The organism is Bacillus sp. T-10(2022) (genome assembly GCF_056502895.1).
The window spans coordinates 3,642,150-3,667,129 of record NZ_CP113518.1; the positions used below are offsets into that span (position 1 = coordinate 3,642,150).

Sequence of the window (24,980 nt, forward strand, 5' to 3'; positions counted from 1 at the left end):
TTATTTCACCAGCCATTCCTCCCATTTAGATTGCGTGTCCCCCATTAAAACTTCGCTGAAGGCCGTACGGTTTTCTTCGGATATAAGGCTCAGCGCCGCGCCGCCAAGACCCACCTTCAACTCCGGGAAATCCTTTATTAACGCTTCAACCAGCATGAATGTTCCATCAAGATTCTCTTTCAGTGAACATGACATGAATAGGTATGAGGGCTTTATGATGTTTAAAACGGTGAAAAGGTCCTTATCAGCAATGGATTCACCTAAATAAATGGTTTCATACCCTTTCCGCTTCAAAAAAATGGTGAAGACCAACAGTCCAAATTCATGTTTTTCACCGGGAGCACAAACGGTAAGGGCTTTCGGAAGGAAACCATTAGTCGGAATCGCATGCATGACTGAACTGATCCTGGATTTTAGGATGTTCGACGCAAAGTGTTCATGAGCGGAAGTAATTTCTCCCCTTTCCCACTTATCCCCTATCTGAACCAATATTGAACCGAGTATTTCAACTATGGTTTGTTCGATTGTATACATACTGAATGCTTGGCTTATCAGCATATGGGCTTTATTTTCATTGAAATTTAATAGAGCTTCGATCAATTCATCCGATAACTTAACCGTTTGTTCATCCTTACGGCTCGTTTCAGGAACTCCAATCGCTTTAGTGCCAGTACTTTCGAGAAGTGAAACGGCTTGGCTTATTGTAAAACCTTGCTCTGTTTTATTGATGAGCCACTTAAGGATTTGCAGATGTTTTTCTGTATAAAGCCGGTGCCCTGATTCATTCCTGACAGGCTCGATAAATTTATAGCGCCTTTCCCATGCCCTTAGGGTTCCCGGCTGAATGTCCAGCAGTTTTGAAACTGCCTTTATATTATATTTACCTTCTTGCATGGTTTTACAAGGCCTCCAATAACTGTACGATCATTTGTTGAAATTATAGTGGATTTTTCAAAGTCTGTAAAATCCCGATATGCTCGTCTAAAAGCAGCCTAATAGGTTTTTTCCACCGCTTCGCCTATTTCAGTGTCCGTCCCCCTTTTCAGGGTGAACAGGTGCGTTTCTGGCTTAGCCTCAAGCCTTAAAGGCACTGCGCTTGTCCCATAGCCATTACTCGTCATATATAAGCAATCCCCCTCTTTTTTAATGCTGCCGATCTGATAGGGCCCGAATCCGAATATGCGAATCTGCCCGCCATGGGTGTGACCTGACAGGACAAAACTAATATGGTGTTCCGGAGTCAACTGATTTTTGACCAATGGATTATGGCTCACCAAAATCCGAAAACCTTCATTCCCGCAATCCGACAGTGCAAGGTCAAGCCTATCACGTTCTTCCGATATATCATCAATGCCCAGAAGAGCTATTTTACTGCCATTTTGAGACTCAAAGGAAACAGCTGTATTATCAAGGATTTTCACACCATGTTTCAGAAGAGTCGCATCCAGTTCATGGAAATCTCCTTCATAATCATTATTTCCCCAAACAAAATAAAGGGGGCCAAGTTCTTTTAGTTTCAATATATTTTTTTCCACACGTTCTAAGGGAACCCCGCTTTCCCTAATGTCACCGCCGATTATCACCAAGTCTGCCTTGTCACGAACTTCCTCAATTAATTTATCCGCAACAATCCGTCGATGAAGATCGGAAATGAAAAAAATCCGAACATCGCCAAAGCCTTCTGGAAAGTCTTTGAAATATAAGTCTTGAAAAATCACCCTATCTTGCATAGCCGTACGCCACATGTAAATGACCGTGGCAAATGACAGCAGAATGATGACTAAAAATAATCCAGATAACCAATACATCTTAGTTAAACCTTCTTTCCATCCTTATCCCAAACGTACTTTCATATAACCATAAAACCAAATTACCCGCAATTAAATATGATTTTACACGCCCATCATTTATTTTCATGATATAAGTTAATATCATAATTCTTCTTCATCATTTCAAAAACCTTGTGGCGATTTTTCCATTCTTCCTCTTTTTCCCATAATTGCTTACTTTTATTAATGATTTCACAGCGTAGCAGTTGAAACTCCTTCTCAGCTTTATCAAGCTTTTTTTTAATTAAAACCATATATCCGTATAGGCCAATTGCTGCCGCCAAAAAAAGGAAATGGCTAAAATGATCGACGAAAACACTAAACATACTGAAAAAGGAATAGGAATAAGGTACAACGATATATAAATAAAGATAAATCATAAAAAGGGCAGCAACAATCATGGTTGCCCATAAGCTTTGCAGGTGCTTCTTTTTAAGTGCCTCGAATTTTTTCTTTCGATCCACGACATTCTGCAGCATTTGTTTTGTTGCTTGATCCGTTTTCTCATCCAATAAAATGATTGTCGATTCCATCGCATTTCCCCCTCTACTCTTTCAAATCATGATATGAAAGAATAGAGGAAAAAATGATTAAGTACCTGTCACGTTTGGCTTCATACCGGGCCAAGTAAAGCAATTTTAAAAACACCCTGCCTATAAAGACAGAGTGCCATCGTTATTTCTTGATCGGAATTTTCAATACTTGACCTTTGGAAATTTCATTGCCATTCAGCCCATTCCACTCCTTGATCAGAGCAATCCCTTCCTGGGATTTGTAGTAGTTCATGGAAATGCGAAATAATGTTTCTTGACCTTGAACAGTATGTAAGACAACTTTGTATCCCTCTTTATCCGTTTTCGCGGCTTGAACATTTTCGGCAGATTTTTTCTTATCTGCTGCTTCCTTCTTTGCTTTTTCGTCAGCTATTTGCTGTGCTTTGGCTTTTTCTTCAGCCTCTTGCTCCGCTTTGGCCTTTTCCTCAGCTTCTTGCTTCGCGCTTGCTTTTTCTTCAGCCTCTTGCTCCGCTTTGGCCTTTTCCTCAGCTTCTTGCTCCGCTTTGGCCTTTTCTTCAGCTTCTTGCTTCGCTTTGGCTTTAGCCTCTGCTTCTTCTTTTTCCTTCTCCTCGTCAGCCTTTGCCGACTCTTTTCCCTTTAAATCTTCTGCCGTTGCTGTAGTAGGAATCGATTCTTTATCTTCCTCTTTTAAGACGACTTGGTCATTTTTCGTAACAGGTACAGGCCTATCCTGCAGATATGTATAAAGGGTATAAAATCCAATTGGAAGCAAAATAAAAAATAACGCTAATAATTGTATCATTGGGAACTTAATCTTCGCTTTACTTTTTTTCTTTTTATTCTGGTGGACTTTGCTGCGCTTGGGCAATGATGATTTAGCCTTCTGACGTTCAATTCGCGAACGAAGTTCACCAGCCTGATCATTTTCTTTTTCATTCTTTTGTACCCGGCTCATTCAAGTCACCCCCTTTCTTGCTCAACCCTCTTTGCTTTTTGTTCTTGATTAATATACCAAGGATAAAGTCAATCAAAAAGTGGGCCGTAATCGTCACGATGATATTATTAGTCATTTCAAATAGAAAACCGATAAAGAAGCTCAAAACCAAAACATTTAAAAATAAAAACCAATTAAAAAGGTAACGATAATGAACGGCTGCAAAAATGAGGCTCGTAAGAAGCAAACCAAAATGTGTTTGCAGCACTCCACGGAATAATAATTCTTCGCTTATCGCTACCACTAAAGCTACGACAAAAATCATCGGGTATGACAAATTACTGAAAATGCGTTCGTTAATACCACCATCATCCTGATAGGAAGAGGGTGTCACTTTCATAAGCAATAAGTCTAATAGCACGACAATGACTCCTGCGGGAATTCCAATCAGCAAAATGTTCAGGTCATCATAGATAAATAAGTCGAAAAAGGCAGAACGGTCTTTAAATAAAATAATACCTAAAAAGATGGCTAACGTTAAGAGAATAATTTGTGTAAGAAACAAATTATATAGCAACTGTTTATCTGTAAGTTGTTTAATCATTTCAGCTTGCTTATTTTTCATTGCCATTTTCCTTCTTTAATAAGATATAAGCCAATTCCTTTTTCCACGAGGAAAAGGAATTAACCGGATCCACCTTGACTTCCGGCCATACATCAACCATTTTTTCGGTATCCATCCCACAAATATCACAGCAGATGGGATTCACTTCCCGATGCTCTTCTCCAAAGTAGTCCAGTATTCCTAAACGTCGACATTCCGGTGCATAGATCCAGTGCAGGAATTTATGCAGTTTTTCTTGATTCCTGGATTTCCTCTTTTGACAATACTCTTTCATCTCAGCCACTTGATTCTGGTTATTGCCCGTTATAAACTGGGTAAAAAAACGCAGCTGGACTTCGTTTAACGAAAAGGATTGAGATAGCTGTTCTTTTTCTGAGAGGGTCAAATTCCCCGGCATCTTTTGTGTTGCATTAAGGAAAGAACATACACCATCGATTTGCGAATCCGAAGGCAACTGTTGCTCCATCAAATGCAGCGGAAGCCCTTCATCCCCTTCGCTATATAATAAGACAGCCACACTTTGCTTCCGATCCCGTCCCGCCCTGCCTATCTCTTGAAGATATGATTCCATCGTCGATGGGATATGAAAATGGATAACATATCTGACATCGGATTTATTCACACCCATTCCAAAAGCACTTGTTGCACATATAATCTTTAACTGGCCGGAAATGAATTGCTGCTGAATGAGCAACCTTTGTTCCTGTTCCATTCCACCGTGATAATAATTGACACTATCGATCCCGTTTTCCTGTAAAAACCCTGTGACATATTCTGCCACTTTTTTAGAGGAAAAATAAATAATCCCGCTTCCGGTAAATTTCCTGACAAGCTCCAGCACACGTGCTAGCTTCTCATCGTAGCTGAACATTCGCTCGACAATAATTGCAATATTTTCCCGATCAACAGAAGAGACCGTTTCATTGACCGGCTCAATATTGAGTTTACCAACGATGTCCCTCCGAACCTCATCGGTTGCAGTTGCTGTCAGGGCAAGAGTCAACGGATTGCTCAATTCACGCCTCACTTCTCCTAAATTCAAATAATCCGGACGGAAATCATACCCCCATTGTGAGATGCAGTGTGCTTCATCTATGACGAACAAGCCTATATCTATGGATTTCAAGGATTTTATCACACCATCCAAGCTTAGCATTTCAGGAGATAAAAAGATAAAACGATAACTATGCAACCGGTCGAAAGCTTTCCTTTTTTGATTTAATGTCAAAAAAGAGTTGAGGGTCAATACACTTTTTTCGCCACTCATCTTCAGTTGATCTGCCTGATCCTGCATTAATGATAATAACGGGGAGACAATTAGGACAGTCTTATTAAAAAGATAAGCCGGCAGCTGGTAACATAATGATTTACCTGATCCGGTCGGTAGCATCGCTAAGGTATGATTGCCGGACATCAATGATTCAACCACTTCCTTTTGTCCAGGACGGAATTCATCAAAACCGAATTTTTCTTTGAGGACTCGTTCTATATTCATCATCACTCACCTATTTTCGCAAGTACAAGTCTTATTTGGAAAAAGCTTATCTGTTTATTATCGACCATCTGCTTGATTGCTTTAAGCTTTTTCGTTCCAAGTTCCTTAATTGCTTCAGCAATTTTCCGCTCATCCTCGATAGTCACATAATCTGAAATCGGAAAACTCTTGTCCGATAAGACAATTTCTACGAGGTGATCTTCGATGGTGTTGACTTTCAATCTGCGGATTTCAGCTATTTCACCCAGACTTTTCCCTTCCTGGATGTATCGTAAAGTAGTCTTTGTAGATTGTGTCAAATGAGGATTTCCACTACTTTTCCAATCATTTGTTAATGTGGACAAGAGAGGGTAATCCTTTCCCGTTTCCATTTCAGCAAGCATTTGATGCAATGAGTCAAGGAAAGTAAAGCGAACATACTCTTCTTCTACGTCTTTCCTTTTTGCAATCTGTTCAAAGGTAAGTCCAATCCTGTTAATCCCGGTTATTTTCAAAATGAAAATGTCTCGTTTCATATCACTTTGACTTTCTAAAAGGGATATCAATTCATCATATAGGTGTTGGGCAATCAACGCTCGATCCTGACGATTGGCATGTAAAAATTCCTTTACGAAGAATTGGATTTTAGGATTTCTTTGTATCGGATAAAAACGTCTTTCATTGTGGACAATATGGGATATGGTTTGAATGAGTAAGTTTAACCTTCCCCAGAAAACCGGGGTGATATTGTGATACTTCCAACCATTTATATACGCCGGAAAAGGATTATTTTTAAAGTAATCGACTAATATTCCCTCTCCTTGCATACTAATTTCATATGCATCTGGTTTATCCGTTAAATTAATCAAGTCATGCTTAAGTAAATGTTCAATGTTTTGATTTAATTGCTGACGGGTAAATCGAGGTATTGTCCCAAAAATATCCGTTAGCCCGAATAAATGGGCATCCTGGATTGTTTGTGACGATTTCTTCCCCTGCAGCATATGGTATATAGCATAAATGGAGCGTTCGCCTTGAAATTTTTTTATCGCATATAGAATGATGGCCTGTAGATAATTATTCATGGGACTCACATCCTTGTTTCATTTAACCAATAAACCCATTGTAACAAATAACTGCAAAAATCGCCGTTATTATTAATGAATACAAGGGAAATTATGTGACTAAATGACGAATCATGGAAAGAACCAAGTTAATTATTTCGATGTTTTCCGTTGACATTGTGCTACATGATAGTTATTATCAATACAATTTCTATTGAAAAGTTTGGCATTGGGTCTTACAATAAGAAAGAGATAATAATCTGAAATAAAAAGATTATCAGTTGTCAATCAACTTAGGAGGGGTTATATTCATGGCTAAATTTACTATTGTGGATAAAGAAACATGCATAGCTTGTGGGGCTTGCGGAGCAGCGGCACCAGATATATATGATTACGATGACGAAGGGATTGCATTTGTTACCCTTGACGATAACGAGGGAATCGTTGAAATTCCTGATGTACTTATAGATGACATGATGGATGCATTTGAAGGATGCCCAACGGATTCTATTAAAGTTGCTGATGAGGCATTTGACGGAGATGCACTTAAATTCGAATAACGTACAAGCCATTTTCAATCGAAAATGGCTTTTCTTTTGCCATCTCCCCATACCAAAATTAAACAGGCATAAAAAAACAACCGAATACGAATATCGGTTGTTTTTTATATCGTCAATGCTATTAAGCATTTTTATATAATGTTTGCTTATTGATCCATGTCTGTAATTTAATGAACAGCAACATGAATACAGATGTGATGAGTACGCCTTTTATCACATTGAAAGGCAAGATTGCCGTCGTAACGAGCTTTCTTGACTCTGGTGCCGACATTGCATCCCATCCCATAAAGAAAGTATAAGCCGGTAAAAAGACATAATAGTTTAAAACACTCATGAATACTGCCATGGAAACTGTCCCCGCAAGTAAAGCGAATGTCATCCCTTTTTTTGAATTGATTTTCTGAAATACATAATAAGTCGGCAAGACAAACAGTATTCCGGCTATAAAGTTAGCGATATGCCCCACAGGTACAGCAGTCAAGGTCCCTGTCATGACTAAATCCAATAGGTTCTTAATGAACTCGACTAGAATTCCAGCCATCGGTCCGAAAATTAATGCCGCCATCAGTGCTGGTATGTCGCTAAAATCAACATTGAGAAAAGGCGGGAATCCCGGAAACGGGAAATTTAAAAGCATCAATAAATAAGAAATGCTTCCCATCATGGCAAGTGTGACCGTTTTTTTCACTTTGTTCTTTTTCATAGGTCTCTCTCCTTCTTTTCCGATCTACCTGAAAAAGAGGTTAGGGTTCCAAAATATGTTGATGCTCAATAAAAAAACCTTTAATTCCAATAGAATTAAAGGGATAAATTAAAGGTTACATCAAACAAACGTTCAGCAAATAACTGTTGAAACGCACTCAGGAACCTCCATCTTCTCCCATCCAGACTATACTGTCGGCTTTGGAATCGCACCAAATCCTGCCTTGTAAGGCTCGCGGGCTTAGAAGAGGAATTTCCTTCATCACCGCCGGTGGGGAATTTCGCCCCGCCCCGAAGATAGATCTATAAAATTTTTTATACTCCCCATTATATCTGAATTACCTGTTTTTTGATAGCACTTTTTTTCTCAGTTGATTCATTCAGGATGAATATCGATCGTCACAGTGAATGGCTTAAAACAAATAGTGGAGGCACAAAATTAAAATTCATAATATTGAAAATTATTTTTTATATTATTCAATCCTTGATGAAGCCATTTATATCGCGACATTAAACAGATGATCAGAAGATAACCATCCTATTAAGCGCTTACATCCATTTAAGCCAAATTGACATATTCAGCATTTCAATTGTAAAATTAACTGAAATTTAAGATAATTTTTTCCTAGGAAGGTGTTTAGACGTGTATCGGATTTTAGTAGCAGACGCCATTAAACCAGAAGGACTCGGACCGCTATCTGAGGCATCCAATATTCATCTCATTCAAAAGACCGTAGAGGAAGCTGCAAACGAACTTGATCAGATTGATGCAATTCTTGTAAGAAGTGCTACGAAGGTTTCGGAGGGTTTAATGAACCGTATGCCGCAGCTAAAAATTATAGCACGCGCTGGTGTCGGTGTTGATAACATAGATATCCCCTCGGCGACAAAACGCGGGATTGTCGTGGTTAATGCACCTGACGGAAACACCATTTCAACAGCTGAACATACATTCGCCATGATGGCTTCATTAATGCGCCACATTCCGCAAGCTTATGCTTCACTGAAGAATGGGGAGTGGAAACGTTCTTCATATACGGGTACTGAACTGCGTGGTAAAACATTAGGAATAGTTGGCTTTGGACGTATCGGAGGGGAAATTGCCAAACGCGCTAAGGTATTCGGCATGGATGTCATTGTCTATGATCCGTTCCTTACTGTCGATCGTGCAAAGAAAATGTCCGTAACGGCCCTGCCGTTAGATGAATTGCTTCCTAAAGCAGACATCATTACTGTTCATACACCACTTACGAATGAAACAAGAGGATTAATCAATAAAGAAAAACTGCTTACCTGTAAAAAAGGGGTTTATGTACTGAACTGCGCCCGGGGCGGTATTCTGGACGAAGATGATTTATATGAAATGTTAGTTCAAGGACATGTTGCAGGGGCTGCACTGGACGTTTTCGTCGAAGAACCTCCACTTGGCCATAAACTGCTTGAATTGGAAAGCGTCATTGCTACACCGCATCTGGGTGCTTCCACTAAAGAAGCCCAATTAAATGTTGCCGTACAGGTTGCCCAAGAAGTATTGACCTTTTTCGAAGGAAATCCAGTCTCAAGTTCGATCAACCTTCCAGCTATATCTAAAGAAGTGTTTGAAAAGGTACAGCCATTCTATCAACTTGTTCAGCAAATGGGATCCATTGCTTCTCAGTGCATGAATGAAGGAATTCAGGAAATCTCCGTTACGTATGCAGGTGAATCATTGGATTTCGATACAGCGATTCTTACAAAAAGTCTAATCTCTGGATTTTTCAGATCAAGAGTCGATGCATCAGTCAATGAAGTGAATGCCTTGTTGATCGCAAAAGAGCGTGGCATAACCGTTGGTGAAAAAATCTCTACAGACTCTTTAGGTTACTCGAATTTGATCAGCCTTAAAGTAAAAGGTGACCACCGTGAATTAACAATCAGTGGGACCTATATCGAAAATTACGGTTCTCGAATTGTAAGTTTGAATGGTTTCAAAATCGACTTTCATCCAGAACCGAATTTACTTTATATCCAGCATACCGATAAACCTGGTGTAATCGGTAACGTAGGTAAGGTCCTGGGTGATCACGGAGTGAATATCGCCACCATGCAGGTTGGCCGAAAAGAAGCTGGCGGGGAAGCCATCATGGTTTTGAGCTTTGATTTACCATTGGAAGATAACATGAAACAATTTTTAATGGAAACAGAAGAAATTACGTTTATGGCCCGTATTTCATTATAAGAAAAAAAGTGCCCGTCAGCGCGGGCACTTTTTTCTTAATGCAAGGGGCTTTTGCCAAATAGTCAGGGTGTTGATAACGTACCATCATTTAGTCTTGGCTTCCTGCATCAATTCACCTGGTTCGGTGCTTCGGGCACCAATATGTCTTCAGTTAAATTCAGCTGGCCCACCTCTTCAATAGGAGCATTTTCAAATTTCACTTTTTCAAAGCCAAAATCCTTAGCTATGAAGAGTATGGCTTCTAAAGCTTGAAGGGATTCCTCACTATTTTCAATAGCAGCTTGATCTGATAATTGAATGATCACAAGATTTCCTTTAGAGCTTATCCTTTCCCATTTCAGGTCAGGCGGGATTGCAGGTGAAATTCCCTCGATGTCTGCCTCCCCTTTTCCAGCTTGCAGCGCCTCCTCAAAGTCCTGATATCCCATATTGCTTGGAACAAGAAACCTTGGGGAGGACTCATCCTTTTGGTAAAGCAGGTATGTGCGATTTTTTTGATGAGGTATATCCACCTCCTTTAAATATCCCGCATGCGCAAACATCGCACCTTGCTTACCATCTGTAGAAAATGTCATTTTCTCTATATTATTATAGGAAAGCGTTACCTCCATCGAATGGAGAAAAAGTGTATCTTCATCCAATAGTTGGCTTTTTTCTTGAAAATCAATATGAGCAGTTGCCGTATCGTTTCCTTGGCTTATCTTTATATCAAGTGGAAAATAGTCAGATAGCCCATATCGCTCTTCATTAATATCGGACATTTGATTAACTAACTGTTTCAATGTATCATTTTGATTATAATGTTTGAGTTTCATTGAAACGGGAACGATGAAATTCATTTGATCATCTGGGATACCCATCGTAATTATCGATGCATTGTTTAGGTCATCTTGATAGATCGCTTGTGCAAAGTTTTTTTCCTTTTTCCCTTTTCCGGGTTCCATTTCTGAAACCTCGTCTTTGGATTCGATTTTTGCTTGCTTACTCGAAAACTCTTGATAATCCTGTTTATCTTCTGGAGGATTTTCTTTGTTGCTTGCATCCTGCCGTTCATGATCTGCCGTTTCCTTATTTTCAGATAGAGATAATTTCCCACTACTGCCGCTGCCTTCTTGACTTGTCGTTCCTTTTTTTTCAATAATTAACGATGATGCCAAAACAACCATTAAGCATAAGGAGGCAACACCCGCAATTAGAGGTATCCAGTGTTTCTTTCTCTTTTTATCATGTATTCTCGCAAACACCTCTGACTTGGTTCGGTCATCTTTAAATTTCGGAAGCTCTCGGAGCAAGTCTTCAATTTCGCTTTCTTTCCAACGGGATCTTCTCAATGCGGTGGCCCTCCTTTCCTGATAAATCCTCCATCAACTTTTTAATAGCCTTCAAAGCACGGTGCTGGGTTGTTTTTACCTTACTTTCACTCCAATTCAATACTTCAGCAGTTTCCGTAATGGACAATCCCTGAATATATCGTAAAATGATGACGGATCTTTGATTCGTGGTACACCGGTTTAAGCATTGATAAATATCTTGGATTTCATCGTTCATGATAGCCACTTCTTCGGGAATGGGTTCTTTATCTTTTATCAATTGCCTATCCCAATCAAAGTTAGGAAAGATTTTGTCTTTCCACCCTTTTTGTTTCCGAAAGTAATCAATCGTCACATTTCTAGCAATCGAATACATCCACGTTTTTTCACTGCTCTTTCCTTCGAAGCGTTCATACGCCTTCATCACCCGGATATAGACCTCCTGAACAAGGTCCTCAGCCGTTTCTCGATTCTTTGTCATATAAAAAATGAATTGATAAATTTCCTGATGATATTTCTCATAAAGATCGTGGAAAACGGAATCCATCATTTCCCCACATCCGTTCATAAATATAGTCGTCAAACCTAAACAAAAGTTACATACTTCGGCTTTTATCTTATTATAAAATTCCGTTAATTTCCACAGATTCGGGACTTATCTGTTCCTAAAAAAAACAAAGACAAGTTGGAAAGAAATCCAATTGCCTTTGTCTTCTCAGTTCCTTATGAAACAAGATTTTTTGGCAAGCCACCCGTCATTCATTCAGCATTCTCCATAATTCGAGGCAGGATAAAACTGAACGTTGTCCCTTTATTAGGTAAACTGTTTACCGATATGAAGCCATCATGGGCATTGATTATATTTTTTACGATTGCCAAACCCAATCCGGTGCCCGAACGCCCGCGGGTCCTTGCTTTATCCGCTTTATAAAACCTCTCGAAAACAAAAGGCAGATCTTCTTCGGGAATTCCAGATCCAGAGTCCCTCACATCAATGATTAGACCCCTTCGATCACTTGTCCTCTGAATGACATCAATGTTACCTCCTGGAGGAGTATGACGAATCGCATTATCAATTAAATTGGTCAAAACCTGTTCAATACGGTCCGGATCGAAATGCCATTGAATTTGATCATCTTCAAGACTGGCTGATATTGTGATCCCTTTTTCTTTAGCCAGCCCGGAAAACTTACTTGTAATCCTCTTTAAATAAGGAGAAATAGGTACACATTCATAGCTAAGGTTCATTTTACCCGATTCCAATTTAGCAAGATCGAGCAGATCATTGACTAAACGTCCCATTCTCAAAGACTCATCATAGATGATGCGGGCCATTTCCACCTTTTCCTCTTCACTGCTCGCAATGTCATCTACAATCGCTTCACTATACCCCTGCAACATTGAAATCGGCGTTCTTAACTCATGGGAGACATTCGCTATGAAATCAGTCCTAAGTTTGTCCATACGTCTTTCATCACTCATATCCCGTATGATGGCCACCGCTCCCCGAATATTGTCGGCATTTGTATATAGCGGACTGACGATCAATCCCCAATCACGGCCCTGCAAGGTGATTTCACCGACCTTCTCCTTATCGAAGGATTCTGATTCATCAAAAAGATTCATTAAAACCAAGGGGACATTCACATTATCTTCCCGATTATAGCCCTTTTCAAAGTACCAGGATTGCAGAAACCTTTCCGCGGGCGGATTCGTTTCAAGAATTGTGCCATCTTTATTGAAGGTAATGACCCCATCTGCCATACTGCTAAGAATGCTTGAGAGATGTTCCTTTTCCTGACTAAGTGCATTCATATTGAATTTCAGCTGCTTCCTCATCTGATTAAACGCTATGGCCAGCTCACCGATTTCATCTTGAGTCAGAATTGGAACCTTTGTATCAAATTTCCCTCGGGCAATCGCTAGGGCGGCTTCCCTCATCTTCACCAATGGGGCATTGATTCTTGTGGATAAAAAGAAAGCAAAAATCGTTGTCAAAATAATGGCGATGCCCGCTGCCAATAAAATGAACTGTGTAGTGGATTTTGTGGTTTCTTCCATGGACTCCAACGATTGAAATAGAAAAACTTCATCCTGTTCCCCATTCAATTCAAGTGGAATGCCTACTACGATTGCTGACAATCCCTCGTTACCCGCATCATCGGAAAGCGCCATCTCCTTTTTCACAGTCTTTCTTTCCGTAAAAACCTTCAGTAATTCAGAATCTTTTTTTATGAGTTCCGGTGTGATTTCGAACTCATTATCTCCTCCGGTGGATGAGAATATCATTTTGTCATCATTGAGAATGATCATTTTCGCTTCGTTGCCTATTAGTTCCGAAGCTATTTGTAAAACCTCATTGCTGGATCCCTGATGTTCATTGGTAACCTTAATGATTTGTTCAGCGGTTTTGGTTAAATCATTTTCAATATTTTCAATTTGGAAATTCTCAAAGAATTCGACCAGCAGAACGGTTAAAACGATTAATACAAACGAAACGAGCAATAGGATCGTTGCCCATAGCTTCCCTACAACACTGCCCCATAGCATCAGTCATTTACGACTTCGAACTTGTAACCTACACCCCAAACGGTGACAATCATCTTGGCTGCGTTTTCGGATATGCGGTTTAATTTTTCACGTAAGCGTTTAACATGCGTGTCTACAGTTCGAAGATCTCCAAAGAATTCATAGTGCCACACTTCTTTTAACAATTGCTCCCGATCGAAAACCTTATCTGGGGATTTCGCCAAGAAATATAATAATTCATATTCTTTTGGTGTTAATGAAACCTCTTTGTTATCCGCAAGTACACGGTGGGCATCATTATCAATGGTTAGATGCGGGAAGACGATCACATCTTTTGCCGTCGTTTCCGTCTGCATGTAACTTGTGCTTGATGAGCGACGTAATAAAGCCTTAACCCTTAACACGACTTCACGGGGACTGAAAGGCTTTACGATATAATCATCGGTTCCCACTTCGAACCCTTGAACGCGGTTCACTTCTTCACCTTTAGCAGTCAGCATGATAATCGGTGTCGTTTTCTTTTCCCTTAACTCACGGCAAACTTCGATTCCATCTTTACCAGGCATCATAATATCCAATAAAATTAAATCATAATCATTTTCAAGGGCTTTTGTTAAAGCAACATCTCCATTTTCAGCTTCATCGATCATGTATTCTTCTCTTTCCAAATACATCTTTAGCAGCCGGCGGATTCTTTCCTCATCATCCACCACGAGAATTTTAATAGCATTATACATTATGTATCAGCCTCCTATTCATATATTCTACAAAATGAAAACTTCCATGACTAATACTTTTTCCTCACAAAGTACGATAAAAAGCGTATTTCGCATGGGTTCCATGAACCTTTCACCATTTTGTCACAAAAAAAGACTTCGACCGCTACTAAGAGTTCATAAATGCTATTTCAACGAAATATTGTTTTATTAAAGGGAGTGACGAAAAAAAGGGATCATTTTCCAGAAAAACCGATAAACCAACTCATCGACGTTTCTATCAAAAGACCCCCTTCATCTAAATATTACAATACAGAATCAAGCATATGAATGCAAACCAGCAATAACTAGATTTACGAATATCAGGTTAAACATTATGATGGCAAAACCGATTACGGCAAGCCAAGCTGATTTTTCCCCTTGCCACCCCTTTGACATGCGCAGATGCAAGAAAGCCGCATAAAACAACCAAGTAACCAGTGCCCAGACCTCTTTCGGATCCCAGCCCCAGAATCGTGTCCAGGCCACTTGAGCCCAGATCATTGCAAAAATGAGGGCACCGAGTGTAAAGATCGGAAAACCGATAAGAACCGAACGATAACTAATCTCGTCCAATAAATTCAAATTCACATTTTTAACGATCGGTTTAATCAATGCTGCCACTCTTTTGCGAGCAATCAACCTTATTAAACCATACAGGACGAGTCCCGCACCGATTGACCAAATTACAGTATTCAGTTTCTTGGCATTGATCAGTGCAGGCATGTCCACCAGTGGTTCAAACCGATCCGTCTCGATGAGTTTCCCTTCATTTGGACCTACCAATGCCGGCAGGTTGAATTCCTGTTTGACCTCGGCACCATGTTTATCGACCCAATCAAAATTCGCCTTATAATCCATGGCAGCAAAAGAAGAAGTGATGATGACGAAACCGAGGGTGCAGACTAATGTAAACATGATGGCTTCAAGCCAGAACGTTCTTTTGCTTGATTGTGTCTGATCGACGAATTTGATTAAATAAATGATGGCAGTAATGAAACTTATGGCAAGGATTGACTGTCCTGCCGCTGCAGTCGTTACATGAATATGAAGCCAATCACTCTGCAGGGCAGGGATGAGTGGCGAAATCTCTGTAGGGAACATACTTGCATATGCGATTATCAATAACGCAATCGGCAAAGCGAATAGCCCAAGGGCAGGTGTTTTATAAAGAAAATAAATTAGTATGAAAGCACCGACCAGCATCATTCCGAAAAAGGTCGTAAATTCAAACAGGTTACTTACCGGGGCATGGCCGGCAGCAATCCATCTTGTGATGAAATACCCGATTTGCGCTGCAAATCCGATAATGGTGATGAAAATGCCCAGCTTAGCCCATTTGTTTTGTTTCTTTTCCTCCGCTCCGCGTTTATCCTTGATCGATCCCCCAAATAAAAAGGTAGCGATCAGATATAAAATGAAAGCCGCATATAAAAGGTTACTGCTTAGTTCAGCCATTTAAAACTTCCCCCTTACTAGAAGATTTCTCCTCTTCAAGTTGATCCATTGGTTCGGAAAGTGATGTTGATTCTATCGCTTGTTTTATATCTCTTTTAATGCCGTGCCAGTTTTTGTTTGTATGGCCGGCCAAAAGTATCTCATCATCTTTCCTCTTAATCCATATACGCCGGTGATTCCAATAAGACCCTTGGATAACGCCGATCATGAAGATGATTCCACCCGTGAATAGGATCCAAAGCGTTAAATCCTTCCTGACGGTCAAAGCCGTGACATCTTGGGTTTCCACACCATTAAAAGCCATTTTATAAGTGTTTTCCCCTAAAGGCTCCACAGTCTCCTTAATTGCCACGAAACTGACTTCACCCTCTGGCTTATCCGGAGTATGCATTTTAAAGATAAATGCTGGATTATTCGGAATCTTCGATATCGTTCTAGGCTCGCCTTTTTCATCGAACTCGAAATCGGGGAAGTAACTGATCAAGTCAACGGAATATCCTTCTTTCAACTCGTATTTCTTTTGAGGGTTGTTCAAATCAACCTTTAAGCTGCCATATTTCTCTTCAGTTTTTTTATTTATCAAATTAAAAGCCATCGTGCTGAGCTCATCCAGTTTATAGTCTACTTGGTAGAGAGCATAATGATCATGTTTCAAAGGTTCGTTGACTTTGATTTTATAATCTTTAAGCTTTTCAAGGTCCACTTTTTCCCCTGGTAAGGTTTCTCCCTTGCGCTCATAGAGCGTAACATCGGATTGATAGGTTTTTGCGATCGTACCGGTTTTATCAATTGCAGCACTGTACTGCTCATCTTCTTCATTCTCTTTGTCATACACCTCTAAGGTAAATTCATTATTCTGGAGGTAGTATTCACCATTTGTACCCGGGATTTCTTTTCTCTCGCCTTCACGCAGCCAAAGTACTTTGTCGATATACATCCCAGGGACGGAACGCAATAATGCTCCAATTAAAAAAATGATAAGTCCAATATGATTTACATAGGGTCCCCAACGTGAAAAACGCCCCTTTTCGGCAAGTATATGACCGTTTTCCTCACGTATATGATAACGCTGCCTTTTTAGTCTATCCTTTACTTCTTCAAGGTTTATATCTTGGTCTTCCAGCTTTGTCACCCCGTAAATCCGCTGACGTTTCATGAACCCGTCATGGCGTGTGACCCCTTGTTTTTTTAACGATCGATATAACGGAAAGAACCGGTCGATACTGGCAATCAATAGTGATATGCCCAGCATGCCTATGATAATCAAATACCACCATGAACTATACAAGTTATGAAACCCGAGTTCATAATACACCATTCCGAACCAGCCGTATTCCAGTTCATAATGCTCTGCAGGCGTAGCTGTTGAAGGGATGTACATTTCCTGGGGTAAAATCGTCCCGATAGCTGAAGCGATCAAGGCAATGACAATGAGCGTCACCCCGACCTTAACGGAAGAAAAGAAGTTCCATATTTTATCGATGATCGTTTTTTTATATGTTTGTGAACGCCTGGCACTTCCTTCATATCTCATATCAATAAGCTTGTTTTCTTTTTCGTTATCAAGCACCATACCGCATTTCCCACAAATGTTTGTGCCAAACGGATTTACATGACCACAATCGCACTTTACTTCTTTCATGTCAAAAACTCCCCAATATTATGGTTTAATTCTCTCCATATGCTTTTGGATGCTCTCTTCTGTCAAAGCTCCGGTGATGATATCTATCACTTTCCCCTCTTTATCAACCAAAAAGGTGACAGGCAATATATCCACGCGATAAGCATTTTCCACTTCCCTACCTTTATCGATCATGACAGGAAAGGTAAGATCATGCTTTGTAATGAAATTATTGACAGCATAGTCAGATTCCCCGACATTAACCGCCAATATCTCAACGCCCTGGTCTTTAAAGTTTTTATATTGATTTTCCATATAAGGCATTTCATATTCACACGGCTTGCAATATGTACCCCAAAAGTTCAGGAAGACGCCTTTTCCCTTGTAATCGGAAAGTTTATGCTCTTTGCCTTCCATATCAGTCAAGACGAAATTGGGTGCATCGGATCCTTTTCTCAGACTCTCATTCTTATCTTTAGTGAAGTTCGTATAAAGGGCAAACACTAAAGCTGCACCTAAAAGCAGGAGAATGATGGTTCTGCTAATTAGGCGTCGCTTCTTTTTATCCATAGAGATCCTCCTAAGGCCACACTAAATTTAACCATACCATTATACCATTTAACGACATGTCCTTTTTATTTACATTTCTGAAGGTTTTGTGACATTCTTTCCCGATTCATGAAGGAAAAGGTATTTACAGGTTGTTTTCCACCACCCATTCTTCAAGGAAGGGAATGGGGTAGTGGTTTCAACCTATCAATACAGGAAAAATTCTTATCTACATTCTGCGCTGTTTAGGCTCGGTCGTTGCTAATGTCCGCATTAATTTAACTTCATGTGGAGTCAGCTCCCGGGAATCTCCTGCTGTTAAACCGTCCAAGGTCAAGAAACCATATTGTTCCCTCTTCAATTTAATGACGGGATGGCCAATTGCTTCGAACATCCGGCGGACTTGCCTGTTCCTGCCTTCATGTATTGTGATTTCAACGATGGCTGTTTCCTTTTTCTTGTCGGTAGACAATACCCTTGTCTTGGCTGGAGCAGTCTTGCCATCCTCCAACTTGATACCTTTATCCAGCTTTTTCAAGCTTTCACGCAAAGGCATTCCTTTCACTTTTGCCACATACACTTTATCCACTTCATGCTTCGGATGCATTAACGTGTTTGCAAATTCTCCGTCATTCGTTAAAATCAATAAGCCCGAAGTATCGTAATCCAAGCGGCCAACTGGATAAATCCGTTCATTGATGTAAGGGAAAAAGTCCGTTACGACTTTTCTGTTCTTATCATCAGAAACTGCCGAAATGACGCCGCGCGGTTTATAGAATAGGAAATAAACCGGGGCTTCTTTTTCAAGCGGGACTTCATTAACCTCAACCTTATCATTAGGCCCCACCTTCACACCTAATTCCTTCACTACTTTGCCGTTCACTTTTACCTTACCTTCTAAAATCAACTCTTCTGCTTTACGGCGGGAAGCCAGTCCAGCATGTGCTATCACCTTTTGTAATCGTTCCATCTATCTTCACCCCATAATATAATCATTCGTTTGTTATTGTCTATACATACACAATCATACAATTATTACATATTGAGAGGCAAAAACAAAAGGTTTTTCGCGATTAAGAGCTTTTCTTTTATTATTACACCAATAATGGGACTGTTAAATGGGCTGGTTTCCATAATGAGTGTAACATAGCTTATTTTTCCATACAAAAAAATGTTTCTTTTGATGAAGGTTTGAATGTACCTTATTAATGGAGGCTAATTTTAAGAAAAAGACAAAAAAAAAGAAATGGAATCGCCCATTTCCCTACCTTTAATTCATACCGAAAACCAATGTGACGACAATAACGGCAGCTATGATTCCGATCAAGTCTGCCAAAAGGCCGACCTTAAGGGCATCACCCATTTTTTTGATTCCGACGGCTCCAAAATAAACGGTCAATACATAGAAGGTGGTATCTGTACTTCCCTGAATCGTGGCAGCCAAACGCCCAACAAAGGAATCCGGTCCATAAACCGATATCAGGTCGCTGGTGATTCCTAAAGCGGCTGTTCCGGATATTGGTCTAATAATCGCAAGGGGTAAAACCTCAGACGGAAAATGAAGAAAGGAAAGCAAGGGGTGCAGTGATTGTACAATGAAATCCAACGCCCCTGATGCCCTAAATACTGAAATCGCCACAAGCATCCCTACCAGGAAAGGGATGAGGGAAAAGGACATGCTGATTCCTTCTTTCCCCCCCTCAACGAAGGTCTCATAGGTGGGAACTCTTTTCAATGTGCCGTAGAGTAATATACAGAGAATCAAAATCGGTATCATCCAAATTGAAATGGTGGTCATCCAGTGCAACATCTTATTCCCTCCCGTTCCTCTTTCTCCTGTAATAAAAATATCGATCTATCGCGATTCCTCCAACGGCAGAAATGGCCGTTGCTATTATGGTCGGAAAAACGATGTCCGTCGGGGAGTGGGCATCGTAATTCATGCGGATCGCAATGACAGTAGTTGGAATTAACGTTACGCTTGAGGTATTGATTGCTAAAAAAGTGACCATCGAGCGGCTGACCGTTGCTTTTCCTCCATTTAGTTTCTTTAGCTGTTCCATGGCTTTTATACCAAGAGGCGTAGCTGCATTCCCCAATCCGAATGTGTTTGCCATCATATTGGAAAGTATATACCCCATAGCGGGATGATTAGGAGGAACTTCAGGGAACAGCCATCTCATGAATGGCTTGAACAAGTTGGATAGTTTATCTAACAGCCCCGATTCCTCCGCTATTTTCATCAGACCGAGCCAAAAAACAAGTATGCTCATCAATCCCAGACAAAGGGTGACCGCTTCCTTTGCGCTGACAAAAAGAGCTTCATTCACCTGTTCCATCGTCCCATTAACCATGCCAAAGACAATACCGATCACAAACATCCCGAACCAAATGTAATTAACCATTTCGTCCGATTCCCAATACCGCTTCAAATACCTCAGCCCAAGAAGATTGGAATGATTGTTGCTTGAAGCTTTCTTTTGCTTCCCCATAAAAAATCGAACGAGTGCCTATTTTCTTTCCATCGAGATAGATGGATGCTCTGCCGACCACTTCCGGGATTTTCCTTTTATCTTTCCAAGCCTTCTGAGGCTTCAGCAATTTCATTTTCACATTGACCAATTCTCTCTCTTCTTTTGTCAGTGGGTACGAAAAATCATTTTTAATGTAGACATGCCCTTTATATATTTCATTTTCCATATTTTTTACCATGCCTTCGGGTAAAATTTCTGTCGGCTTATAATCCTTAAAGGCGGATTCGTACATTTGAATATGATCATTCCAATCATCCGGACCATTCAATGTCACAGCAATCAGGTCATGTTCGTTTTTTGTTGCCGTCGTGACCAAAGTACGTTTTGCTAGTTTGGTATACCCTGTTTTCCCTCCTGTGCAATACTCATATAGTTGTGTAAGCAAACGGTTTTTGTTCTTCCATACATAATCCCATTGTTCAGTGGAATTAGGTGCTCTGTGTTCCTTTGTGCCGGCAATCTTTGCATACGTTTTATTTTGCATGGCATAACGAGTGAGTATGGCCATATCATATGCGGTTGAATAATGGTTCTTCGTATTATCCAAACCATGTGGGTTTGAAAAATGGGTATTTTTCATACCGATTTCTTCAGCTTTTTGATTCATCATCCAGACGAATCCATCCAGGCTTCCGCCAACCTTTTCGCTGATTGCGACTGCTGCATCATTACCTGAACGAAGCATCAAACCATAAACCAAATCTTCGAGCTTAATTTTTTCTCCTACTTTTAAATAAAGTGAAGAGCCCTCCGTCCCGAAGGCATTGCTGCTTACCTTCACCGTTTCATCCATTTGTCCCGATTCAATAGCCAAGATAGCCGTCATTATTTTCGTAATGCTTGCAATACGGTTCTTTTCATGGGCATTCACTTCATAAATGACCCTTCCGCTATCCTCATCCATTAAAATCGCACTATGGGCACTTACGGATACATTTGCTTTGGCGCTTTGTACAGGAGCCATAAAAGACAACAGGAGAATGACGATACACAAACTTGATAACCCTTTATATGGAAAACGCATGAGTGCCCCCTCGTCTCTTTACTTGTTTTTGTACAAGTTTATGCAAAGGGACAAGGGTTATGAATAAAAGAATGTAACCCTTCATGTTATCTACCGATTTTCTCAGTGATTTCCCATAAAAAAAATCGATAGGGGGCCCCTATCGATTTAGTGTTCTATCATACTAATAATGCAGCAATTTCATCAATTTTCTTAGCTCCGAATACCACTTCTTCATCATTGATAATCATGGCCGGCACGCTCATGACTTTATATTTCTTCTTGATTTCCTGGAAATTGCTTATATCGACCATTTCAGCTTCAACGTTAGGGTTTTCAATCGCTATGCGCTGAGCTCCCACTACAACGTCAGGACAGTAGTGACATGCCAATGAAACCATAACCTTAATGTTCGCTTTTTTACTGATACCCTTGATTGAATTCAATACGGCTGAATCCAATGCTTGACCAGGTCCGGCCAGGTTATAGATAGCCAAAATGAAGGAATTCAACTCATGGCCGCCAGGTACACCGTGGTATTTGACGCCACTGTATTCACCATTCGAATTTAAGAGGGAAACGACAGGGAACTTATCTGCATTGATTTTTTCTTCAATTTCCACATTTTCCCCTTTGTTGTATAACTCAAGATGAAGCTTATCTCCTAATTCCGCAACATCCAACAAGAAGTCTCGCAATTCAACTGATTTTGGCAAACTTTCATCGACGATGGACACTAATGTAACGTCACTCTCCATCTTGCCGAAGATTCCCTTTAATTGGCCACGTAACGCATCACTCAATAAAGCGCTTTTGCCTGCCGGGACTGCTGCCTGTTCTTTTTTCGCCGGTTTCTCAACTTCAGGTTCATCTTTGATTCCCAGGCGATCTTTTTCTTCTGCAATATATTTACCGGCATCCGTTGCTGCAATCGCTCCGTCCGATACAGCTGTGATAATCTGGCGCAAGGATTTTGGCCTTAGATCGCCCGCGGCATAAACACCCTTCACATTAGTCTTCATATCATCATCGGTTAAAATGTAACCAGCATCATCCATTTCGATATGGCCATTGAAAATCTCTGTTTTCGGCTCGTAACCTATGAAAACGAATACGCCAAACGTACTGTCTTCTTCCTTCGCCTTATATTCAAATTCTTCTTTAGTCGCATTATTGATGAAACGGGCACTTTGAATCATCCCGTCTCCATATACCCCAAGGATTTCAGTATTGAATTTCACTTCAATCTTATCATTTGCCATTACTTTATCAACAATGGACGGGGCACACGAGAAGCTTGATTCCCGGGCGATGATTGTAACTTTTGTTGCAAAGCGTGTCAGGAAAATAGCTTCTTCAGCAGCTGCATATCCTGCCCCGATAACGAAAACTTCCAATCCTTCAAAGAATTCACCATCACATGTTGAACAATAAGCTACACCGCGGCCGGTAAATTCCTCTTCACCTGGAAATCCTAGTGTCCTTGGAGAAGCACCCGTTGCAATGATGACGGCGCGTGCATGGTAGTCCCCGCCAAGGGTTTTTACGACTTTCACCTCACCGGAGAAATCCACGCCCGTTACATCGGCTTTGGCGAACTCAACGCCAAAATCTTCGTTTTGAAGCTTCATTTCTTCAACTAACCTAGGGCCCGATATATGACGGATACCAGGATAATTGGCTATTTCCGACGTAGTTGCAGCTTGTCCGCCGCCAGTTCCTTTTTCTAGGATTATTGTTTTTAACTTAGCTCTTCCTGCATAAACACCGGCTGAGAGGCCTGCAGGACCGCCACCAATAATTAATAAATCATATATTTTTTTCATCTTTTGTGCTCCTTGCTGAATGATTATAACGTGCTAAACTGATTATTTTGAAAAACAAAAGGCACTTATTTTAGGTAAGTGCCTTTTGTCATTAGATCATGTCGGACGATTTGTCCAGTAATCGTAATCAATGCTGGGTATGTCCATTACCTGTAGAAATGGACCCTCCCATATTAAAAATTAAAGTTTACCTACAAGGTCTAGGCTTGGTTCAAGAGTATCTTCACCTGGAGTCCATTTTGCAGGGCAAACTTTATCTCCATGTTCCGCTACGAATTGTGCAGCTTGAACTTTTCTTACAAGTTCTTCTGCATTACGGCCAATTCCTAAATCATTGACTTCGTATGCTTTAATTTGTCCTTCTGGATTTACGATGAAAGTTCCACGAAGAGCCAAACCATCTTCTTCAATCAATACACCGAATTGACGGGATAAAACGTTTGCTGGGTCAGCTAGCATTGGATATTGGATTTTACCGATTGTATCAGTAGCATCAGCCCATCCTTTGTGGCTGAAATGAGTATCTGTTGAAACTGAGTAAACTTCACAACCGATTTCCTTGAATGTTTCATAGTTATCTTGAAGATCAGCTAATTCAGTTGGACATACGAAAGAGAAGTCAGCTGGGTAGAAAAAGAATACTGCCCATTTTCCTTTAACATCTTCAAGTGTTACTTCTTTGAACTCTCCTGCATGGTAAGCTTGTACTTTAAAATCTTCAACTTGTTTATTGATCAATGACATAATAAATTCCTCCAATAGCTATTTTTTTATCTGCTCCTATTTATAATAATTATTAAATAGAAACTAGTCAATAAATATACCTTAATAATTTTTAAGTTCACAAATTGGTCACAGTTTTTATATTGATATAAATTAATTATTTTTAAAAACCCATAGTACTTCAAATTAGCATTATTAACACATTTCCAATGTTATTTCAAGGATTTAAATAAGACATATGCTCATTATTTCGTGAGATGATATCATCTCCCTTTCAATCTAATTATATTTTCCAAATGAGAATCATAAGTCGCTTTAAAATTAAATTAGCAGGTTCTCCTTCATATCCTTGCCATAATTTCCCTAAAAAATTCTTGATACAAAATTTCAGGCAAAAAAAAACGAACCTTTACGGCTCGTGTCAGTTTGACGGCAAAATGTTGTTCGGATTCCGAATAGTAAGGTGAAGGTCGAAAAAAATTTGTGAACGGTCGAATATAGTGCCTCAACGGTCGAATACTGTGCTGGGTAGGTTGAATAAAGTGTGGTTTAGGTCGATAAACTGCGTTAACGTCCCAAGACAGTGCTGCGGGTCGAATAAAGCGCTCTGGTCTTTATGTTTTTTTTAAGCTGTTTTCGCATACTTTGTTGCTATTTACTAAGTAGTGCGGTGTGGTTGATTTCCCCTCCAGATGCTCGCTTTCCGCGGGGCGGGCGGTGAGCCTCCTCGGCGTAAACGCCTGTGGGGTCT

General features: G+C 40.2%; 23 protein-coding genes and 1 riboswitch. Of the genes, 2 read left to right on the forward strand and 21 right to left on the reverse strand.

Going from position 1 to position 24,980, the window contains the following annotated elements; genetic code table 11:
• The 7 genes from OSJ91_RS17730 to OSJ91_RS17760 form a co-directional block, all read right to left on the reverse strand.
• Complete coding sequence (locus tag OSJ91_RS17730) at window positions 1–894, reverse strand: MerR family transcriptional regulator (protein ID WP_485890160.1); 894 nt, start codon at window positions 892–894, stop codon at window positions 1–3.
• Between the two features lie 98 nt (window positions 895–992).
• Entirely contained in the window at window positions 993–1,808 is an 816-nt protein-coding gene (locus OSJ91_RS17735; protein WP_485890161.1) for a metallophosphoesterase, read from the reverse strand.
• A 95-nt stretch (window positions 1,809–1,903) separates the two neighbouring features.
• Complete coding sequence (locus OSJ91_RS17740; protein WP_350299385.1) at window positions 1,904–2,362, reverse strand: YpbF family protein; 459 nt, start codon at window positions 2,360–2,362, stop codon at window positions 1,904–1,906.
• A gap of 142 nt (window positions 2,363–2,504) precedes the next feature.
• On the reverse strand, window positions 2,505–3,299 hold the full coding sequence (locus OSJ91_RS17745) for a LysM peptidoglycan-binding domain-containing protein (protein WP_485890162.1): 795 nt from the start codon (window positions 3,297–3,299) through the stop codon (window positions 2,505–2,507).
• Entirely contained in the window at window positions 3,277–3,903 is a 627-nt protein-coding gene (locus tag OSJ91_RS17750) for a CPBP family intramembrane glutamic endopeptidase (RefSeq protein ID WP_485890163.1), read from the reverse strand. Before OSJ91_RS17750 ends, OSJ91_RS17745 begins: the two co-directional genes overlap by 23 nt.
• Entirely contained in the window at window positions 3,893–5,401 is a 1,509-nt protein-coding gene (locus OSJ91_RS17755) for a RecQ family ATP-dependent DNA helicase (protein WP_485890164.1), read from the reverse strand. Before OSJ91_RS17755 ends, OSJ91_RS17750 begins: the two co-directional genes overlap by 11 nt.
• Window positions 5,401–6,462, reverse strand: coding sequence for a YpbB family protein (locus tag OSJ91_RS17760; protein ID WP_350299389.1), 1,062 nt, complete (start codon window positions 6,460–6,462; stop codon window positions 5,401–5,403). The genes OSJ91_RS17755 and OSJ91_RS17760 overlap by 1 nt, the downstream gene beginning before the upstream one ends.
• A 290-nt stretch (window positions 6,463–6,752) precedes the next feature.
• Here OSJ91_RS17760 and OSJ91_RS17765 point away from each other — a divergent pair, with 290 nt between their 5' ends.
• Window positions 6,753–7,001 (forward strand): ferredoxin, encoded by a 249-nt coding sequence (locus OSJ91_RS17765; protein ID WP_034308087.1) that lies wholly within the window; start codon window positions 6,753–6,755, stop codon window positions 6,999–7,001.
• A gap of 121 nt (window positions 7,002–7,122) precedes the next feature.
• On the opposite strand, the gene OSJ91_RS17770 is transcribed toward OSJ91_RS17765, so the two are convergent.
• The gene (locus OSJ91_RS17770; protein ID WP_101222448.1) at window positions 7,123–7,704 is read right to left on the reverse strand and encodes an ECF transporter S component; all 582 of its coding nucleotides are present in this window, start codon (window positions 7,702–7,704) and stop codon (window positions 7,123–7,125) included.
• A gap of 165 nt (window positions 7,705–7,869) precedes the next feature.
• Window positions 7,870–8,006, reverse strand: a riboswitch (FMN riboswitch).
• Between the two features lie 340 nt (window positions 8,007–8,346).
• On the opposite strand from OSJ91_RS17770, the gene serA reads away from it, so the two are divergent.
• Entirely contained in the window at window positions 8,347–9,921 is a 1,575-nt protein-coding gene (serA, locus tag OSJ91_RS17775) for a phosphoglycerate dehydrogenase (protein WP_485890165.1), read from the forward strand.
• Window positions 9,922–10,028: 107 nt separating this feature from the next.
• On the opposite strand, the gene OSJ91_RS17780 is transcribed toward serA, so the two are convergent.
• The 13 genes from OSJ91_RS17780 to ahpC form a co-directional block, all read right to left on the reverse strand.
• Complete coding sequence (locus OSJ91_RS17780) at window positions 10,029–11,252, reverse strand: hypothetical protein (protein WP_350299391.1); 1,224 nt, start codon at window positions 11,250–11,252, stop codon at window positions 10,029–10,031.
• Entirely contained in the window at window positions 11,218–11,778 is a 561-nt protein-coding gene (gene sigX, locus OSJ91_RS17785) for an RNA polymerase sigma factor SigX (RefSeq protein WP_098370848.1), read from the reverse strand. Before sigX ends, OSJ91_RS17780 begins: the two co-directional genes overlap by 35 nt.
• A 212-nt stretch (window positions 11,779–11,990) precedes the next feature.
• Complete coding sequence (locus OSJ91_RS17790; RefSeq protein ID WP_350302907.1) at window positions 11,991–13,784, reverse strand: ATP-binding protein; 1,794 nt, start codon at window positions 13,782–13,784, stop codon at window positions 11,991–11,993.
• A complete protein-coding gene (locus OSJ91_RS17795; RefSeq protein WP_101222452.1) occupies window positions 13,781–14,497 on the reverse strand; it encodes a response regulator in 717 nt (238 codons plus the stop codon). The genes OSJ91_RS17790 and OSJ91_RS17795 overlap by 4 nt, the downstream gene beginning before the upstream one ends.
• Window positions 14,498–14,794: 297 nt before the next feature.
• Window positions 14,795–15,973 (reverse strand): c-type cytochrome biogenesis protein CcsB, encoded by a 1,179-nt coding sequence (gene ccsB, locus OSJ91_RS17800; protein WP_350299392.1) that lies wholly within the window; start codon window positions 15,971–15,973, stop codon window positions 14,795–14,797.
• Window positions 15,966–17,615: a cytochrome c biogenesis protein ResB gene (gene resB / locus OSJ91_RS17805; RefSeq protein ID WP_413018763.1), complete on the reverse strand. Its 1,650-nt coding sequence runs from the start codon at window positions 17,613–17,615 to the stop codon at window positions 15,966–15,968. The genes ccsB and resB overlap by 8 nt, the downstream gene beginning before the upstream one ends.
• An 18-nt stretch (window positions 17,616–17,633) precedes the next feature.
• Complete coding sequence (resA, locus tag OSJ91_RS17810; RefSeq protein WP_144478468.1) at window positions 17,634–18,164, reverse strand: thiol-disulfide oxidoreductase ResA; 531 nt, start codon at window positions 18,162–18,164, stop codon at window positions 17,634–17,636.
• A gap of 208 nt (window positions 18,165–18,372) precedes the next feature.
• Complete coding sequence (gene rluB / locus OSJ91_RS17815) at window positions 18,373–19,113, reverse strand: 23S rRNA pseudouridine(2605) synthase RluB (protein WP_034308106.1); 741 nt, start codon at window positions 19,111–19,113, stop codon at window positions 18,373–18,375.
• 300 nt (window positions 19,114–19,413) lie between these two features.
• Window positions 19,414–19,941: a spore maturation protein gene (locus tag OSJ91_RS17820; RefSeq protein ID WP_396020129.1), complete on the reverse strand. Its 528-nt coding sequence runs from the start codon at window positions 19,939–19,941 to the stop codon at window positions 19,414–19,416.
• A 13-nt stretch (window positions 19,942–19,954) separates the two neighbouring features.
• Window positions 19,955–20,548: a nucleoside recognition domain-containing protein gene (locus OSJ91_RS17825; RefSeq protein WP_101222457.1), complete on the reverse strand. Its 594-nt coding sequence runs from the start codon at window positions 20,546–20,548 to the stop codon at window positions 19,955–19,957.
• Complete coding sequence (locus tag OSJ91_RS17830) at window positions 20,541–21,701, reverse strand: D-alanyl-D-alanine carboxypeptidase family protein (RefSeq protein ID WP_350299394.1); 1,161 nt, start codon at window positions 21,699–21,701, stop codon at window positions 20,541–20,543. The genes OSJ91_RS17825 and OSJ91_RS17830 overlap by 8 nt, the downstream gene beginning before the upstream one ends.
• A 158-nt stretch (window positions 21,702–21,859) precedes the next feature.
• Window positions 21,860–23,506 (reverse strand): FAD-dependent oxidoreductase, encoded by a 1,647-nt coding sequence (locus OSJ91_RS17835; RefSeq protein WP_485890166.1) that lies wholly within the window; start codon window positions 23,504–23,506, stop codon window positions 21,860–21,862.
• A gap of 180 nt (window positions 23,507–23,686) precedes the next feature.
• Window positions 23,687–24,250 carry an alkyl hydroperoxide reductase subunit C gene (ahpC, locus tag OSJ91_RS17840; protein WP_034308115.1) on the reverse strand — a complete coding sequence of 188 codons (564 nt, stop codon included), beginning with the start codon at window positions 24,248–24,250 and terminating at the stop codon, window positions 23,687–23,689.
• Window positions 24,251–24,980 lie beyond the last annotated feature (730 nt).

Excerpts from the sequence above, each read along its gene's own strand:
- OSJ91_RS17795 (WP_101222452.1), bottom strand. The coding sequence starts at position 14,497 with ATGTATAATGCTATTAAAATTCTCGTGGTGGATGATGAGGAAAGAATC.
- OSJ91_RS17735 (WP_485890161.1), bottom strand. The coding sequence starts at position 1,808 with ATGTATTGGTTATCTGGATTATTTTTAGTCATCATTCTGCTGTCATTT.
- resB (WP_413018763.1), bottom strand. The coding sequence starts at position 17,615 with ATGAAAGAAGTAAAGTGCGATTGTGGTCATGTAAATCCGTTTGGCACA.
- OSJ91_RS17750 (WP_485890163.1), bottom strand. The coding sequence starts at position 3,903 with ATGAAAAATAAGCAAGCTGAAATGATTAAACAACTTACAGATAAACAG.
- OSJ91_RS17730 (WP_485890160.1), bottom strand. The coding sequence starts at position 894 with ATGCAAGAAGGTAAATATAATATAAAGGCAGTTTCAAAACTGCTGGAC.
- OSJ91_RS17760 (WP_350299389.1), bottom strand. The coding sequence starts at position 6,462 with ATGAATAATTATCTACAGGCCATCATTCTATATGCGATAAAAAAATTT.
- OSJ91_RS17765 (WP_034308087.1), top strand. The coding sequence starts at position 6,753 with ATGGCTAAATTTACTATTGTGGATAAAGAAACATGCATAGCTTGTGGG.
- ccsB (WP_350299392.1), bottom strand. The coding sequence starts at position 15,973 with ATGGCTGAACTAAGCAGTAACCTTTTATATGCGGCTTTCATTTTATAT.
- OSJ91_RS17745 (WP_485890162.1), bottom strand. The coding sequence starts at position 3,299 with ATGAGCCGGGTACAAAAGAATGAAAAAGAAAATGATCAGGCTGGTGAA.
- OSJ91_RS17835 (WP_485890166.1), bottom strand. The coding sequence starts at position 23,506 with ATGAAAAAAATATATGATTTATTAATTATTGGTGGCGGTCCTGCAGGC.
- OSJ91_RS17825 (WP_101222457.1), bottom strand. The coding sequence starts at position 20,548 with ATGGTTAATTACATTTGGTTCGGGATGTTTGTGATCGGTATTGTCTTT.
- ahpC (WP_034308115.1), bottom strand. The coding sequence starts at position 24,250 with ATGTCATTGATCAATAAACAAGTTGAAGATTTTAAAGTACAAGCTTAC.
- OSJ91_RS17770 (WP_101222448.1), bottom strand. The coding sequence starts at position 7,704 with ATGAAAAAGAACAAAGTGAAAAAAACGGTCACACTTGCCATGATGGGA.
- sigX (WP_098370848.1), bottom strand. The coding sequence starts at position 11,778 with ATGGATTCCGTTTTCCACGATCTTTATGAGAAATATCATCAGGAAATT.
- OSJ91_RS17820 (WP_396020129.1), bottom strand. The coding sequence starts at position 19,941 with ATGACCACCATTTCAATTTGGATGATACCGATTTTGATTCTCTGTATA.
- rluB (WP_034308106.1), bottom strand. The coding sequence starts at position 19,113 with ATGGAACGATTACAAAAGGTGATAGCACATGCTGGACTGGCTTCCCGC.
- OSJ91_RS17830 (WP_350299394.1), bottom strand. The coding sequence starts at position 21,701 with ATGCGTTTTCCATATAAAGGGTTATCAAGTTTGTGTATCGTCATTCTC.
- OSJ91_RS17740 (WP_350299385.1), bottom strand. The coding sequence starts at position 2,362 with ATGGAATCGACAATCATTTTATTGGATGAGAAAACGGATCAAGCAACA.
- OSJ91_RS17755 (WP_485890164.1), bottom strand. The coding sequence starts at position 5,401 with ATGATGAATATAGAACGAGTCCTCAAAGAAAAATTCGGTTTTGATGAA.
- resA (WP_144478468.1), bottom strand. The coding sequence starts at position 18,164 with ATGGATAAAAAGAAGCGACGCCTAATTAGCAGAACCATCATTCTCCTG.